At 64.8% G+C, this 14,435-nt stretch carries 17 protein-coding genes; 12 read left to right on the top strand and 5 right to left on the bottom strand.

The annotated features are described in order from the left end of the window. Window positions 1–43 precede the first annotated feature (43 nt). From BVU17_14605 to BVU17_14585, 5 genes are all read left to right on the top strand, one after another. Window positions 44–532 carry a C4-dicarboxylate ABC transporter gene (locus BVU17_14605; protein ID AUG48693.1) on the top strand — a complete coding sequence of 163 codons (489 nt, stop codon included), beginning with the start codon at window positions 44–46 and terminating at the stop codon, window positions 530–532. Next, window positions 529–3,330: a C4-dicarboxylate ABC transporter permease gene (locus BVU17_14600; protein ID AUG48692.1), complete on the top strand. Its 2,802-nt coding sequence runs from the start codon at window positions 529–531 to the stop codon at window positions 3,328–3,330. The genes BVU17_14605 and BVU17_14600 overlap by 4 nt, the downstream gene beginning before the upstream one ends. Window positions 3,331–3,443: 113 nt before the next feature. Next, the gene (locus BVU17_14595; protein AUG48691.1) at window positions 3,444–4,121 is read left to right on the top strand and encodes a uracil phosphoribosyltransferase; all 678 of its coding nucleotides are present in this window, start codon (window positions 3,444–3,446) and stop codon (window positions 4,119–4,121) included. 263 nt (window positions 4,122–4,384) lie between these two features. Next, window positions 4,385–4,822, top strand: coding sequence for a DUF2391 domain-containing protein (locus BVU17_14590; GenBank protein ID AUG48690.1), 438 nt, complete (start codon window positions 4,385–4,387; stop codon window positions 4,820–4,822). Between the two features lie 46 nt (window positions 4,823–4,868). Then, window positions 4,869–5,453, top strand: a complete 585-nt coding sequence (locus BVU17_14585; protein ID AUG48689.1) for an ATPase involved in flagella biogenesis — start codon at window positions 4,869–4,871, stop codon at window positions 5,451–5,453. Window positions 5,454–5,924: 471 nt separating this feature from the next. On the opposite strand, the gene BVU17_14580 is transcribed toward BVU17_14585, so the two are convergent. Next, entirely contained in the window at window positions 5,925–7,241 is a 1,317-nt protein-coding gene (locus BVU17_14580) for a phosphoglucosamine mutase (protein AUG48688.1), read from the bottom strand. A gap of 81 nt (window positions 7,242–7,322) precedes the next feature. Then, window positions 7,323–7,559: a hypothetical protein gene (locus BVU17_14575; protein AUG48687.1), complete on the bottom strand. Its 237-nt coding sequence runs from the start codon at window positions 7,557–7,559 to the stop codon at window positions 7,323–7,325. Here BVU17_14575 and BVU17_14570 point away from each other — a divergent pair. Then, window positions 7,558–8,244 (top strand): ribose 5-phosphate isomerase A, encoded by a 687-nt coding sequence (locus BVU17_14570; protein ID AUG48686.1) that lies wholly within the window; start codon window positions 7,558–7,560, stop codon window positions 8,242–8,244. The two genes, BVU17_14575 and BVU17_14570, sit on opposite strands and share 2 nt — an antisense overlap. Window positions 8,245–8,292: 48 nt before the next feature. On the opposite strand, the gene BVU17_14565 is transcribed toward BVU17_14570, so the two are convergent. Further along, entirely contained in the window at window positions 8,293–8,460 is a 168-nt protein-coding gene (locus BVU17_14565) for a DUF1931 domain-containing protein (GenBank protein AUG48685.1), read from the bottom strand. Between the two features lie 288 nt (window positions 8,461–8,748). Between BVU17_14565 and BVU17_14560 the strand changes: the two genes are divergently transcribed. The 4 genes from BVU17_14560 (at window position 8,749) to BVU17_14545 (ending at window position 12,043) form a co-directional block, all read left to right on the top strand. Then, window positions 8,749–9,513 (top strand): hypothetical protein, encoded by a 765-nt coding sequence (locus tag BVU17_14560; protein ID AUG48684.1) that lies wholly within the window; start codon window positions 8,749–8,751, stop codon window positions 9,511–9,513. A 279-nt stretch (window positions 9,514–9,792) separates the two neighbouring features. Further along, window positions 9,793–10,077: an endonuclease gene (locus BVU17_14555; GenBank protein AUG48683.1), complete on the top strand. Its 285-nt coding sequence runs from the start codon at window positions 9,793–9,795 to the stop codon at window positions 10,075–10,077. A 91-nt stretch (window positions 10,078–10,168) separates the two neighbouring features. Next, window positions 10,169–11,566, top strand: a complete 1,398-nt coding sequence (locus BVU17_14550; protein AUG48682.1) for a phosphoglucomutase — start codon at window positions 10,169–10,171, stop codon at window positions 11,564–11,566. Between the two features lie 24 nt (window positions 11,567–11,590). Further along, entirely contained in the window at window positions 11,591–12,043 is a 453-nt protein-coding gene (locus BVU17_14545) for a hypothetical protein (protein AUG48681.1), read from the top strand. On the opposite strand, the gene BVU17_14540 is transcribed toward BVU17_14545, so the two are convergent. Both BVU17_14540 and BVU17_14535 read right to left on the bottom strand, forming a co-directional pair. Beyond that, a complete protein-coding gene (locus BVU17_14540) occupies window positions 12,040–12,423 on the bottom strand; it encodes a GNAT family N-acetyltransferase (protein ID AUG48680.1) in 384 nt (127 codons plus the stop codon). The two genes, BVU17_14545 and BVU17_14540, sit on opposite strands and share 4 nt — an antisense overlap. Before the next feature lie 6 nt (window positions 12,424–12,429). Continuing rightward, window positions 12,430–12,630: a small archaeal modifier protein 2 gene (locus tag BVU17_14535; protein AUG48679.1), complete on the bottom strand. Its 201-nt coding sequence runs from the start codon at window positions 12,628–12,630 to the stop codon at window positions 12,430–12,432. Between the two features lie 79 nt (window positions 12,631–12,709). Between BVU17_14535 and rfc the strand changes: the two genes are divergently transcribed. Together rfc and BVU17_14525 are read left to right on the top strand one after the other, a co-directional pair. Further along, window positions 12,710–13,687, top strand: coding sequence for a replication factor C small subunit (rfc, locus tag BVU17_14530; GenBank protein ID AUG48678.1), 978 nt, complete (start codon window positions 12,710–12,712; stop codon window positions 13,685–13,687). A 92-nt stretch (window positions 13,688–13,779) separates the two neighbouring features. Continuing rightward, a complete protein-coding gene (locus tag BVU17_14525) occupies window positions 13,780–14,412 on the top strand; it encodes a flagellin (protein AUG48677.1) in 633 nt (210 codons plus the stop codon). Window positions 14,413–14,435: the final 23 nt, after the last annotated feature.

The following is a 14,435-nucleotide window of genomic DNA, read 5'->3' as shown; positions in this document are numbered from 1 at the left end:
CACCCGTATTGTTTACCACCCGTCTTCTATTATCCAGCAACCAATGAGACGACGATACGTTGCCGTCACGGTGCTCGTTGCCCTCCTCCTCATCGGGGCTGTAGCGGCGCTTCCCGGCGGACGTGCACTGGTTGTCGAAGACACTGAGACCGGTGAGCAGTATCTAACGGTCCCGGTCGAGGACGGCACGACGGTGGCGCTGGAGTACATGCACAGCGTCGAAAAAACGCGCGTCTACGACGAGTACACAGTTCGTGGCGACCATCTTGAGATGACCCGCATGGAGTTCGAATCCTTCGGCTGGGGGCTTCCGAGCGGGGCCAACGTCACGTGGCAAGACGGAATGTATGTCTTTGACCCGCCGGGTAACTACACGCGTGTGACAGTCTCTCCCGGTGATGTTGCAGGACATAACCTTCACGTCGGAGGCGAAACCTACGACTTGGTAGCCCGCACCAACGGCCGCTCGGTCCACCTCTATGTGACCCGGCGCTCGTCGTTCGGTGCCGCGACAGACCGGCTCAACACATGACTGACAACACACGATCTGACGACGGCGGGGAGGCCGTATCGGACGAGGAAGTCGATGAAGTACTGCAGGAGATCGAGCGGAAACGCTCGCTCACTGGCTGGGCGGTCGTCCTCGTCGCGCTCATCGGCATCTCGTTTTCGGTGTTTCAGATGTGGCTCGCGGCGAAAGGGTTCGTCCTCTCGATTTCGCTTCCCGGCGTCGGTGATGTCGTGTTCGCGTCACTGCAACTGCTCCAGATCAACGCTGTCCACGTCTCCTTCGGCCTCATTCTGACGTTCTTGCTGTATCCCGGCAGCACCGGCGACGGACCGCTCTCCCGGCGCTGTATCGCGCTCGGGTCGCTGGTCGACGAGAAACTCGGCCCGGAGCATCCGATGTCTCGCGTCGTTCACGCTATCGGGAGCGCCCTTGCCTGGGCGTTCCTCGACGCCGAGATGGACCGTGTGACGCCCTCGGATTTCGTCTTCATGGTCCTGTCGGCGCTATCGGCTGCGTATTTCATCACTGACTTCGATGAGATACAGCGCATGCGCGCACTTGGCCTTGAGCGTGGCCGTCCCATCCAAGACGTATTCACCTTTCTGGAACCGATAGCAGGCCTGCTCGGGCCGCTCGCCGACACCTCCTACGCGTTCGTGCTGGGCGTGGTCGGTGTCTTGCTCGTCCTCGAAGCGACCCGCCGGGCCATCAGCCTCTGGCTGATGGTCATCGTCGCCGCGTTCATCGTTTATGCTCGTTTCGGCGTCCTCATTCCACAGGACGCCGCCTACGTCGGCGTGCTCTCCATCCCGGAGCTGTCTTGGCCTTCCATCATCCAGAACCTCTGGTACAATACGGAAAACGGGGTGTTCGGAATTCCGGTCACCGTCTCCGTGCAGTTCATCTACATCTTCATCCTCTTTGGCGCGTTCCTCGAGATGTCTGGCGCGGGGCAGTGGTTCATCGACCTCGCGTACGGCGCGACGGGCACCCGGAAGGGCGGCCCGGCGAAGGCGTCGATTCTCGCAAGCGGATTTATGGGAACCATCTCCGGGTCCTCCATTGCGAACACGGTGACGACCGGCGCGTTCACCATCCCGCTGATGAAGCGGTCGGGCTACTCGCCGGAGTTCTCCGGCGGCGTGGAGGCCTCTGCCTCCTCGGGCGGGCAGATTCTCCCGCCGGTGATGGGGGCCGCCGCATTCCTTATCGTCCAGTACACAGCGACGCCGTTCGCTGATGTCATCGTCGTCGCGACGATTCCCGCTATCGTCTTCTTCTTCGGCGTCTGGGTGATGGTCCACTTCGAGGCGGTCAAGGAGGATATCGGCGGCCTCGATTCCTCTGAACTGGTCGACCTCCGGAGCCATTTCCGTAGCGGCTGGTTCTACCTCGTCCCGCTCGGACTGCTCTTGTACTACCTCATCATCGAACGGCTGTCTGTCGCCCGCTCGGCGTGGTTCACGCTCATCGCAATCGGGGCGCTCATCACGCTCGTCGCGGCCTACGGCGACGAGACGCGTGCCCGACTCGGCATTACATTTGCATCCCTCTTCGGACTGACAACGCTCACGCAGTCCCTCACTGGCGTCGGTGTTTTCGGATACCTGTTCAATCGGCTCGTACAGGCCACGACAGCGTTCCCGGCGCTGTTCAGTCGTATTGATGGACTTGTCGCGGCAGACCTGACGGCTGAGGGTGCGCTTGCACTGCCCGGCTCACAGCCGCTTGGCTCCGCCTTTTCGGCGGCCCTCGGCAACGTCGGCACGATAATCATTCTCGCTGGCGTCCTCACCCTGATTACCCGTCCCAGACTCGACTCGCCCTTGCTGTCGTTCGACGGGGCTGTCGACGACACCGCCGAAACGACCGCTGACGCCGTCGGCCGCCCGGACCTGGCCTCGAATGGGCTGTACAGGCTCGGTGTCTTCGTCGGGAAGTCGATGGAGAGCGGGGCCAGAACCGCGGTCCCGGTCGTCATCGCTGTCGCCGCCGCCGGCATCATTCCGGGCGTCATCAGCGTCTCTGGTCTTGGCCCGAACCTCGTCTCGCTCATCACGGCTGTCGCCGGCGGCTCGCTGGTATTGCTGTTGCTCGTCACCGCGTTCTCCTCGATTATCCTCGGGATGGGAATGCCGACGACGGTGACCTACATCATCCTCGTCTCTCTGCTCGCGCCAGCGCTGACCGAGTTCGGCGTCCCGCTGCTCGCGGCGCACCTGTTTATCCTCTATTTCGGCGTCATCGCCGACATCACGCCGCCGGTCGCGGTGGCCGCCTACGCCGCCTCCGGCGTTGCGAAGTCCGACGCTTTCGAAACCGGTATCGAAGCGTTCTCGCTGTCGCTCAACAAGGCAATCGTCCCGTTCGCGTTCATCGTCACGCCGGGCATCATTCTGCTTCGTCGCAACCCTGACGCTGCCAGCCTCGACATCGGGGACAAATACCGGGTCGTCGGGACCGCGGACCTCCTCGATGTCGGCTACGCGATCCCCGAGATACTGATACCCGTGATCGGTGTCTTCCTCGGCGTCGTCGCGCTGGCCGCGACAGTCATCGGGTTCGCGTACGCACCGGTCTCCCGTGGCGAGCGGGGGGCGTTCGCATTCAGTTCGCTGCTTCTGATGGCCCCCGGACTCGCGGTGTCGGGAGCGTACGACATCCTCGGCCTGGTCGGCATCGCCGGTGGTGAGATGACGGTGTTACTCGATATCGTACTCCGCGGCGTCGGCCTCGCCCTGTTCCTCTTCCTCATGGCCAAGAACCGCCAGCGCGGCGGCGATCCCGCAACGCAGGCGGGCACGCCCGAGCCGGCCTGATACTGTCGGCTGTAATTCTGTACCGAATTCCGCCACCGCGAATATCTTACAATAGTTACAGCCGGAAGTGTGAGTGAGAACCGTTTAACCCATCGGGGGTCAACGGGCACGATATGCCAATCGAACAGCGCGGCGACGCCTCTGTCGTCACGCACGCGCTGGCGCGAGACGAACTGACTCGGATACGAAACGTCGAGACCGAACAGGTCGCGTTCCGGAAGGGACTGGTCCGCCTCGGCCGTATCTGTGGCTACGAGATCATCGACGGTCGGATGGAGACCGAGTACACGGAAGTCAAGACGCCGCTGACCACGACGATGGGCGAACGCGTCAAAGGACTCGACGATGTGGTCATCGTCAACGTCCTGCGCGCCGCGACGCCGTTCGTCGAGGGACTGCTCAAAGCGTTCCCCCGCGCCAGACAGGGCGTCATCTCAGCCAGCCGCGACGAGGAGGCCGGGATGAACGACGACGGCGAGTTCCCCATCTCCGTCGAATACGTCAAGCTGCCCGAAATCACCGAAGACGACACTGTCATCATCGCGGACCCGATGCTTGCGACCGGGTCGACGATGGCCACGGTACTGGACTACATCACCTCGGAGAAGACGGAGCCAGAGAACCTGCTCGTCCTGGCCGCAGTCTCCGCGCCCGAGGGAATCGTCCGCGTCTCGGAGGCTCAGCCGGACGCTGACATCATCAGCGTCGCTATCGACGATGAACTCGACGAGGACGGGTTCATCGTCCCGGGGCTCGGCGACGCCGGTGACCGGGCCTTCCGGACGACGTAAGCCGTCGCCGCCCGCTCGACCCGTCGGCTGTGGACGAAACGCTTTTATCTGCTGCCTGAATCAGCCGATAATGTCGCGATTTTTCCGTCCCTTCACCGCCATCCACCCCTCTGCTTCACTTGGAAACCCGTGGACGATAGCGTATTTTTCTTCCAGTTGAAACAAGAGCGGCAGCTGTGGTCCATCCCGCGGCGGCTGGGTGTCGGTCCTGTCAGACAGTAGTGGACCGGGAGACTTTCCTGTTGACGGGACAGCAATCCGGTATGGGCCGACGCCGATACCGGGTCGCTGACACTGCCCAGCAACTCGTCGGCGGGTTCCTGCTCGCGGGACCGTTCGTCGTGACCGAGGAGGTGTGGGTGCTGGCCGAGAATATGTCCTGGTATCACGCGGTGCTCGTTGTCGGTATCGTGTTCGCTATCGGGTACGGGGCGCTGTACAAAGCTGACGCCGACCGTGACGTGGACACCGAGGCGGAGGTAGCCGGAATTCCGGTCCGGTTCGTCTCGCTGATGATCGTGGCGTTTGGCTCCGTCGCCATTCTTGCGGTGGCGTTTACTGCGCCGGACACGTTCTTGGTCAACGGTGGGATTCTGCCGGACCCGACGCCGATGGCCGTCACCCTGACGACCCTCAAGGCCATCACTGTCGGTGCAATTTTCAGCGTCGTCGGGGCTGCGACGGCGGACAGCGTATTCTGACCGTGACCCGCACACTTAATTGGGTGCCACCCTCCTTGATGTGCATATGGAGTATACGCTGGCTATCGACAACGCGCCGGAGACTGTTCCGGGTGGCACAGGGATACTGCTCTTGCACCCGAGTACCGGCGAGACGGACCGACTGGACACGGACTTCCTTGCGACCGACACCGACTCGATGCTCGTCATCTCGACTCGGACCACCGCCCGGGAGGTCAAGCAGAAACTGGAGTACTACGAGGTCGACGAGTCGAGGGCGACGATCCTCGATACGCTGTCGGTCGAACGGGGCTACACCCGCCGCCGCTCCGAGGGCGTTCGGTACGTCTCCGCGCCGGATGATCTGTCCGGCATCGTCTCGGAAACCGAGACGTTCCTGCAGGACCACGACGGGAAACTCCGCGTGACCTTCGACTCGCTGACGGAGCTTATCTACTACGCCGACGAGGATGGCGCGCTGTCGGCTGTCGAAGACATCCTCGACCTGCTAGACGAGTACGACGCTGTCGGGATGTTCCACCTTGCCGACGAGGTTCACGACGAGGAGACGGTCGCGGCGTTCCGGGAACTCTTTGACGGTGTCATCGAACTGTCCGAGGACGGAACCATTACCAGTTCCTTCGAGGAATAACCGGCCACACTCCGCCCCAAATCCACCGCTCCGTGACGGGCGCTGTGGCAGCCAATCGACACTAGCGCCCCATCGAGTTGCCTGATAGCGTTCCCCTCTTTCGAACCAAACGGTGTTTTCTCCCGGTAGCGACGCCAACGCCCCGTATGCGAACTCTTACCAAACCAATAACAATTAAGAGGGTATAACCCACATACAGGGTTGTATGCCGGAATGCCAGAACTGCGGTAATTTTGTAACGGCTGACTACGCGCGTGTGTTCACGCCGAACGGGGTCGAAAAGCCCAGGGTCTGTCCGCAGTGCGAAGACAAGATTCGCGACGGGGCAGACGTCCGTGAGGCCCGGTCCACACGTCGCGGATAGAACCGGTCAGGAACTGCCGCCCTGTGACCTGACGGTTGCGGGGACGTTTTCCTCGCCGGCTGCACTCGCTACCAACCGCTGCTTTTCGGATCTTCCCGTCTCACCTTCTATACCAGCGCGTCGGTGAGGAGTGTGCGTGCTTCCTCGAACACCGCATCAGCACGGTCCGGGCTACGAGCTTCGGCGGTAAGCCGAACGAGCGGCTGTGTACCGCTTGCCCGCAGGAGGAACCACGCGTCGCCGAGGTCGACGCGGACGCCGTCGAGCGTCGTCACGTCGTCGTAGGTATCGGTCACTGTCTCACGAACGCGGTCCATTACCGCTTCTTTCTCGTCAGTTTCGACGCTGTCCCGGCGGATGGGGTAGTCCGGTACGTCGGCGGCACGCTCACCGAGCGGGCGCTCGCTGTCCAGCGCCACGGCGGTACAGGCCGCCAGCGGGCCGTCGGGACACAGCGTCCGGTCGGGCCATATCCACGCGCCGCTTGGCTCCCCGCCGAAGGCGACCCCCTCGGCGCTGGCGGCCTCGGCGACGTACACGTCCCCGACCGGGGTGTACTCGACGCTCACGTCGATATTGCTGAGGTGGTCCTCGACGGCGAGACTCGTGTCCACGGGGACGGCGACCCGCTCGCCCGGCGACGCCACGGCGCGGGCGAACACGGCCAGCAACACGTCGCCCGAGAGGAAGGTCCCGTCGGCCGCCACCGCGCGCATCCGGTCGGCGTCGCCGTCGTGTGCAATCCCGAGGTCGGCGTCGGATTCGGCCACCAGTGTCGAAAGTGACCCACAGTTCTCGGCCTTCGGCTCTGAGGGACGGCCGGGGAACACGCCGTCGGGCTGGCCGTTGAGCGTCTCGACGGCACAGCCAAGTTCTGTGAGAGCGTCGACGCTGACCCGGCCCGCACCGTTGCCGAGGTCGACGACGACGTGGCTGTCGAGGTTTCGTTCGCCGACTTCGGCGACTAGCGCGTCGACGTGGCGCTGGCCGGCGTCCCAGGACTCGTGGCCGCCGCTCTCGTCCCACGCCGCCGGCTCGAACGCTCCGTCCGCCAGTCGCTCTTCGATGGTTGCCCGCAGGTCCGCATCGAAAGCCTGCCCGCTAGACTGCCAGAGCTTGATGCCGTTGTCCTCCGGCGGGTTGTGGCTGGCCGTCACCGCGACGCCCGCGTCGGCGTCCTGCCAGGCCACCGCCCGGCCGATGGTCGGCGTCGCCGCGGTGCCGAGGTCGACCACATCGACGCCGCTCTCCCGGAGACCGGCCACCAGCGCCGCCTGCAGGTACTCGCCGCTCGCCCGCGGGTCTCGCCCCACGACCACCCGCTCGCAGTCGACGCCCAGCGCCCGCCCCACCGACAGCGCCAACTCGGCCGTCACCGTCTCGCCGACGGGGCCGCGGATGCCGCTCGTTCCGAACTGTGTCATTACCGTCCCTGCGTCGGCATCCCTCTAAAATCCATCCGGCATCCGACGGACTCCGGGGGCCGCCGGTGGCGGCTCGTTCCGCTACTGGTCCGGCGACCACTCGCAGGCCGTGCCGGTGGTCAGGTCGGCCGCGTCGATGTGGGCCGCCAGACAGCCGTAGTTGCAGAACTGCCCCGTCGGCGTTCCCTCGGGCGACTCGCTGACGAACACGGGGTCGTGGGCCTCGACCGGACAGCCACAGTACGTGCAGTCGGTCATACGGGTGCTTGCGGTCGGGAGAACAAACGTTTTGTCCGCGTCTGTCGACCCACCGCACATGAAGCAGGGCGGCTCCGACGCGGCGAAACGAGCAGCGGGGGAATCGGCAGCAGAGGCGGTCGAGGACGGCATGGTGGTCGGCCTTGGGACCGGGTCGACGGCGGCCCACGCCATCCGGGCCATCGGGCGGGCGGTCGACGCCGGACTCGACGTGGTCGGCGTCCCCACCTCCTTCCAGTCGCGCGAACTGGCCCGCGACTGCGGGATTCCGCTCGCAGACCTCGACGACGCGTCGGTCGACCTCGCCATCGACGGGGCCGACGAGGTGGCCGGCGGCGACCTGATAAAGGGCGGCGGCGCGGCCCACGCCCGGGAGAAGGTCGTCGACGCGAGCGCCGACCGCTTCCTCGTCGTCGCCGACCCGACCAAAGAGGCCGACGTGCTCGAACACCCCGTCCCCGTGGAAGTCCTCCCGATGGCCCGCTCGACGGTCGCCGCGGCGGTCGCGGACCTGGGCGGCGACCCCGAGCTCCGCCGTGCGGAGCGCAAGGACGGCCCGGTCGTCACCGACAACGGGAACCTCGTGTTCGACTGCGACTTCGGCGCTATCGAGGACCCCGCCGGGCTCGCCGCCGACCTCGCCGCGCTCCCCGGCGTCGTTGCGCACGGACTGTTCGTCGATATGGCCGACGAGATCCACGTTGGCACCACTGACGGCGTCACCGTCCGAGCGCTCTCGGAGTAGCTGCTGCTCGTCGGCTTGCGTCAAAAAAATACGCTGCCTGAAACGACCTTACAGGTCGCGCGGCTGGACCGTCTTCCGGTCGTTCTCGTCAGCTCGTCGGGCTGCGTCCTGAAGCAGCTCTTCGACTTCCTCGTCGAGTGCGTCGTAGAAGTCGGACGCTACGTTCATGTCGTTGAGCTCTTCCTTAACGGCGGCTTTGACGATTAGGTCTGCCATACAGACGAGGTATCGACGGGGGTTACTTATATACTTTCTCCAATTAGTTCGCTCTCGACCCTATAACCGGCAGTTTGAGGCATTATACGACACATAACCCCTTATAAATCCGCGATTGTGTCCGATTAAGTCCATCACAATACGTCTTTTGGCCTGCCCCAGACGGCTATTGTCGCGTTACGCCGGCCGAGCGTCGCTCACGCGCGCTCCCACAGGTTCGGCCCTGATTGTGACGAGACGCCGACCTGGACCGACGGATAGGAGTGGTCGTATCCCCGAATGGGTCCTATGCGCGAGATACTCGATTCGGTTGCGGCGGGCGACCTCTCCCCGGCGGAAGCCGAAGCGGCGCTTGCGGGCTACGCGACCAGTGGGGCCGGTCGGTTCGACGCCGCCCGGGAGGACCGTGCCGGCGTTCCCGAGGCTGTCCTCGCGGACGGGAAGACGCCGACGGAAGTGGCGGATCTGGCGGCGACAGCTATCGAAACGACGGAGCGGGCTATCGTGACGCGACTCGACGCACCAACTGCAACGACTGTCCGGGAGCGACTGGACGAGATCGCCCCGGACGCGACAGTTCGCTGGGACGACCGCTCGAACTGGCTGGTGGCGACAACGTCGGCGTTCGAACGTCCGTCGCTGGACGCGTCAGTGGGTGTCGTGACTGCCGGGACGTCTGACGCTGTTCCGGCCGGTGAGGCCGCGCTCATCGTCGAGGAGATGGGCGCGACCGTGACTCGCATCGACGATGTCGGGGTTGCGAGTCTCGCTCGGACGATAGACGCGGTCGATGGCCTCCGGGACCAGGATGTCCTCATCGTCGCAGCGGGCCGCGAAGGTGCGCTTCCGACGGTCGTTGCCGGTCTCGTCGACGTGCCGATTATCGGCCTGCCCGTCTCGACCGGCTACGGCCACGGCGGCGAGGGTGAGGCGGCCCTTTCGGGGTTGCTCCAGTCCTGTACCGCCCTCTCCGTCGTGAACATTGACGCCGGCTTCACCGCCGGAACGCAAGCCGGCCTAATCGCCAGACAGCTCGACGATGCACGGGACTAGCAACCCTCTCCGGCCATGGGTATACCCAAGTATTTGGGTAAAGAGCTATCAGAATAACGCGCGTACGCGTATACGTCGGCGGTGGTGTCGCCGACGAACACGATGCCTGAATGTGATCATTGCGGCGCGCACGTCTCAGACCAGTTCGCCCGAGTGTTCGCGGATGAACGCGGACACATCCGGGCATGTCCCAACTGCTCGGCAAACGCTGGCATTGCCGAGGTATCGAGAGAGCGCGCCCAACAAGTGTGAGGCCCACTGGGCCACCAGCATCGTGCGATGACTACCGCGCGGAGCCCTTACCACGTGTACGTCCTCCGTTGTAGCGACAACACGTTTTACACCGGCTACACGACCGATGTGGAACGCCGCGTCCGCGAGCACGACGCCGGCGACGGCGCGAAGTACACGCGCGGCCGAACCCCGGTCGAACTCATCCACGTCGAGTCGTTCGCGTCGCAGTCCGACGCGATGAGCCGCGAGTACGAGATCAAGCAGTACTCCAGAGCGGAGAAAGAACGGCTCGTCGAATCCAGCGACGCCGAAGCGGATTTCGATATCTGAGCCGCCGCTCGCCTTTGGCTGTCGGCACCGGCAACATGACAGCTTACCGATGATGCGTGACTTTTTGTCTGGGGGCCGAGAACCGCGGGCTATGGACAACGACGCGGATGTCGACGCAGGTGCAATCGCCTTCGGGACGGACGGCTGGCGGGCGACGCTGGACGTGTTCACGAAGCCGCGGGTCCGGATGGTCGGCCAGGCCGTCGCCACGACCCTCGCCGAGCGCGGGGCGACCGGGACCGTCGCCATCGGGTACGATGCCCGCGAAACCTCACCCGGGTTCGCCGATGAACTCGCGCACGTCTTGCGCGCCAACGGGTTCGACGCGCTCTTGCCGGACCGAGACACGCCGACACCAATCCTCGCCTGGACGGTGAAAAACCGCGATCTGGCCGGGGCACTCCAGATCACGGCCAGCCACAATCCGCCGGAGTACAACGGCGTGAAGTTCATTCCCGGCGACGGCTCGCCGGCCCTGCCCGACTGGACGGCCGCCTTCGAGGAGAACCTCGCCGTCCTCGACCCGCTTCCCGAGGACGAGTGGGGCGAACGAACGGAGGACGACCTCATCACCCCGTTCCACGAGCACGCGCTGGACTACGTCGACACCGACCTCGATGGCCTTCCAGTCGCCTACGACGCGCTGTACGGCAGCGGCCGCGGCGTTACCGACGCCCTGCTCGAAGCGGCTGGGGCCGACGTGACCCGGCTCAACTGCGAACAGGACCCCGACTTTGGCGGCGGGTCGCCCGAACCGTCGGCGGAGAACGCCGAGGGACTGGTCGCGGAGGTCAGCGACGGCGACGCCGCGCTGGGAATCATCAACGACGGCGACGCCGACCGCATCGGCGTCGTCACGCCCGAGCGGGGCTATCTGGACCCGAACCTGTTTTTCGCCGCGATGTACGACTTCCTGCTTGAGGACGGAACGGGCGACGTGGTCCGAACGGTCTCGACCTCTAGCATCGTCGACCGCGTCGCCGAGGCCCACGGGCAGGCCGTCCACGAGGTCGCTGTCGGTTTCAAATGGGTCGCCGAGGCGATGGCCGAGCACGACGCGCTGTTCGGTGGCGAGGAGTCCGGTGGCTTCGGCCTGCCGGACCATCTGCGGAACAAGGACGGCGTGCTGGTGGCGCTGGTCGCTGCTGCCGCCGAGCGCGAGGAACCTCTCGATGCTCGTGTCGACCGACTGCTGGACGAACACGGCGAAATCCACCAGGACCGCATCAGCGTCGACTGCCCTGACGACCGGAAGGAGGCCGTCCTTGCCGACCTCGAAACCGCCCTTCCGGACGCGCTGGCAGGGGTCGCTGTCGACGGTATCAACACTGTCGATGGGTTCAAGATTCGACTCGAAGACGGGACGTGGGTGCTGGTCCGCCCCTCGGGCACGGAGCCGAAGCTCCGCGTCTACGCTGAGGCCGGCAGCGACGCCCGCGTCGACGAACTGCTCGCTGCCGGTCGGGATCTGGTCGAACCCCTCGTTTAAGCCCACTGCATGCGTCGTCGGCCCATGGACACCGATATCGCGTTCGCCTACACAAAGGGGATGCCCGACGACGCCGTCTGCGACCGTCTTACCGCGAGCGAGAGCGGCGTGCTCGCGTTGGCCGACGGCGACGACGCGTACGCCCTCCCGGTGTTTCACCACTACGAGGGCGGGTCGCTGTACTTCCGCTTGGGCGAGACGAGCGAGAGCGAGAAGTCGGCGTACCTCGACGCCACTGAAACGGCGACGTATGTCGTTACCGAGACGGCGGCGACGCCGGACGCGGAGTCGTGGACCGGCTGGAGCGTCGTCGCCCGCGGGCCCATAACCGCCGTCCCCGAGGACGACCCGGCCTACGAGGCCGTCGAGATTAACGAGCGCTACGCGCCCATCCGGGTGTTCGACGAGCCGACCGACGAGATGGACGTGACGCTGTACGAACTGTCCGTCGAGGAGCTGACCGGCCGGCGGAATTAGCGAGTCCCGCGAAACCGGTCGGCCTCGTTGTCGAGGGGCTCTACGTCGAACCCCAGTCGCTCGTAGAACGGCCGCACGTCTGCGTCAAACTCTGCGATGAGCCGGTCCCGCCGGTCGAGCGCCGCCTCGACGAGCCTCGTCCCAATGCCCTGGCCGCGGCGGCGGCGACGGACCGCCACGGCCGCGACGCGGTCGCCGTCGAGGACGAGCGCGCCGAGGACGCGGTCGCTCGTCGTCTCGCCGTCGCCCGAAACCGCGACGAGCGTGCCGTCGCGCTCGATACCGCCGCGGACTGTCGCCACGTCTATTTCGAGCGCCGCGCCGTCGAGGACGTTCATCACGGCCGGCAGATCGGCCTCGGTCGCCTCGCGAACGCGCATCGCGGACTATCCGCCCTTGATGAGGCGCACGACGCGGACGCGGTCGGCCGCGACGGGCTGGTCAGTCGGCACGTGTTCGCCGTCAACGAGAACCGACACCTCGTGGGGGTTCAGGTCGACCGGTGCGAGCAGGTCGCCGTAGGTCGCGTCCGCGTCCACCTCCAGTTCGTGGGTGTCTTCGCCGGCAATCTCGACGGTGACGTGCATACCCGGCCGTACTCCGCCGACGCACCTGAGACTGTCGACTCTCGCGGGGTTTAAGACCGGCCCACGCCTCCCATCGTCCATGAGTGAGGCCGAGTCCGAGTCGCGGGCGGGACGCGAGGAGGTCTGGATCGAGAAGTACCGCCCGCAGACGCTCGACGACGTGATGGGTCACGAGAACATCGTCGGGCGGCTCAAGAGCTACGTCTCGCGCAACGACCTGAGCCACATGCTGTTTTCCGGGCCGGCAGGGACGGGAAAGACGACGTGTGCGACGGCTATCGCCCGTGAACTGTACGGTGACGACTGGCGCGAGCACTTCCTCGAACTGAACGCCTCCGACGAGCGCGGTATCGACGTGGTCCGGGACCGCATCAAGAACTTCGCCCGGACGAGCTTCGGCGGCGTCGAGTACCGCATCATCTTCCTCGACGAGGCCGACGCCCTCACGAGCGACGCACAGTCGGCGCTGCGCCGGACGATGGAGCAGTTCTCGAACAACGTCCGTTTTATCCTTTCGTGTAACTACTCCAGCCAGATCATCGACCCTATCCAGTCCCGGTGTGCGGTCTTCCGGTTCTCACCGCTGGCCGATGATGCCGTGGCTGAGGAAATCCGAAATATCGCCGCGCAAGAGGACATCGAACTGACTGAAGACGGCCTCGACGCGCTCGTCTACGCCGCCGACGGGGATATGCGGAAAGCCATCAACGGCCTGCAGGCGGCCTCGGTCAGCGGCGACACGGTCGACGAGTCGGCGGTGTACGCGATCACCTCGACGGCCCGCCCGGAAGAGATCCGGGAGATGGTCCAGTCGGCGCTGGACGGGGACTTCACCGCCTCGCGGGCAACGCTCGATAGACTACTGACAGAGGAGGGTATCGCGGGCGGCGACATCATCGACCAACTGCACCGTTCTATCTGGGAGTTCGATATCGACGATGACGCAGCCGTCCGGGTGCTCGAACGCATCGGCGAAACCGATTATCGGATCACCCGTGGGGCGAACGAGCGTGTGCAACTCGAAGCGATGCTGGCCTCGCTTGCGCAGGGCGAGTAAGGGCCTCGTACCGAGAACTCCCAATTTTTCACACCTGATAACTGGTCGGTGAAGTTTATTATGAAAGCTACATAAGAGTATCAACAACTGAAATGCAACGTTTACGACCATCTACGGAGGGGACGGGCGAGGACCGCGGACAGGTCGGGATCGGCACCCTGATCGTGTTTATCGCGATGGTGCTGGTCGCGGCAATCGCAGCTGGCGTACTCATCAACACTGCCGGGTTCCTGCAGAGTTCCGCGCAGGCGACGGGTCAGCAGTCCAGCGATTCGACGACTAACCGCATCCAGGTCGTCGGCATGACCGGTGACCATTTCACCAGCAACAGTGAGGTCGGCGTGGTGAACATCACGGTCAAGCGCGCACCGGGTGCGGGGAACGTGGATCTGGACAAGACGACCGTTCAGTGGATCGGTCCGAGCGGGTCGTACTACCAGCTCGCGGCCGGCGGTGCACAGGGTAAACCTGATGGCCGGTTCGTTGTCTCGACTGTTCAAGACAACGATGGCTCTCAGCCGGTGTTAAACGACGTTGAGGACCGATTCACGATCTCTCTTGATCTCGGCGAGAGTCAGGAAATCAACGGTGCTACCACGTTCGGCGAACCGCTGCCCGAGGGTGAGACTGCAACGCTGCGTATTACCTCGCCAGCGGGTGGGATGACGACCGAGGAAGTCGTCGTGCCGAAGACCCTGTCCGGGGAATCCTCAGTCACGCTCTGACAGCCGGGGATACTGCCGGCCCC

Source organism: Haloarcula taiwanensis (genome assembly GCA_002844335.1).
GTDB classification, from domain to species: Archaea; Halobacteriota; Halobacteria; order Halobacteriales; family Haloarculaceae; genus Haloarcula; species Haloarcula taiwanensis.
Note: the sequence above shows the minus strand (reverse complement) of the source record. Positions and strands in the feature narration are given on the sequence as shown.

Excerpts from the sequence above, each read along its gene's own strand:
- BVU17_14565 (AUG48685.1), bottom strand. The coding sequence starts at position 8,460 with ATGGCAGACCTAATCGTCAAAGCCGCCGTTAAGGAAGAGCTCAACGAC.
- BVU17_14550 (AUG48682.1), top strand. The coding sequence starts at position 10,169 with ATGGACAACGACGCGGATGTCGACGCAGGTGCAATCGCCTTCGGGACG.
- BVU17_14570 (AUG48686.1), top strand. The coding sequence starts at position 7,558 with ATGAAGCAGGGCGGCTCCGACGCGGCGAAACGAGCAGCGGGGGAATCG.
- BVU17_14535 (AUG48679.1), bottom strand. The coding sequence starts at position 12,630 with ATGCACGTCACCGTCGAGATTGCCGGCGAAGACACCCACGAACTGGAG.
- BVU17_14580 (AUG48688.1), bottom strand. The coding sequence starts at position 7,241 with ATGACACAGTTCGGAACGAGCGGCATCCGCGGCCCCGTCGGCGAGACG.
- BVU17_14540 (AUG48680.1), bottom strand. The coding sequence starts at position 12,423 with ATGCGCGTTCGCGAGGCGACCGAGGCCGATCTGCCGGCCGTGATGAAC.
- BVU17_14525 (AUG48677.1), top strand. The coding sequence starts at position 13,780 with ATGCAACGTTTACGACCATCTACGGAGGGGACGGGCGAGGACCGCGGA.
- BVU17_14560 (AUG48684.1), top strand. The coding sequence starts at position 8,749 with ATGCGCGAGATACTCGATTCGGTTGCGGCGGGCGACCTCTCCCCGGCG.
- BVU17_14545 (AUG48681.1), top strand. The coding sequence starts at position 11,591 with ATGGACACCGATATCGCGTTCGCCTACACAAAGGGGATGCCCGACGAC.
- BVU17_14585 (AUG48689.1), top strand. The coding sequence starts at position 4,869 with ATGGAGTATACGCTGGCTATCGACAACGCGCCGGAGACTGTTCCGGGT.
- BVU17_14605 (AUG48693.1), top strand. The coding sequence starts at position 44 with ATGAGACGACGATACGTTGCCGTCACGGTGCTCGTTGCCCTCCTCCTC.
- BVU17_14590 (AUG48690.1), top strand. The coding sequence starts at position 4,385 with ATGGGCCGACGCCGATACCGGGTCGCTGACACTGCCCAGCAACTCGTC.
- BVU17_14575 (AUG48687.1), bottom strand. The coding sequence starts at position 7,559 with ATGTGCGGTGGGTCGACAGACGCGGACAAAACGTTTGTTCTCCCGACC.
- rfc (AUG48678.1), top strand. The coding sequence starts at position 12,710 with ATGAGTGAGGCCGAGTCCGAGTCGCGGGCGGGACGCGAGGAGGTCTGG.
- BVU17_14555 (AUG48683.1), top strand. The coding sequence starts at position 9,793 with ATGACTACCGCGCGGAGCCCTTACCACGTGTACGTCCTCCGTTGTAGC.
- BVU17_14600 (AUG48692.1), top strand. The coding sequence starts at position 529 with ATGACTGACAACACACGATCTGACGACGGCGGGGAGGCCGTATCGGAC.
- BVU17_14595 (AUG48691.1), top strand. The coding sequence starts at position 3,444 with ATGCCAATCGAACAGCGCGGCGACGCCTCTGTCGTCACGCACGCGCTG.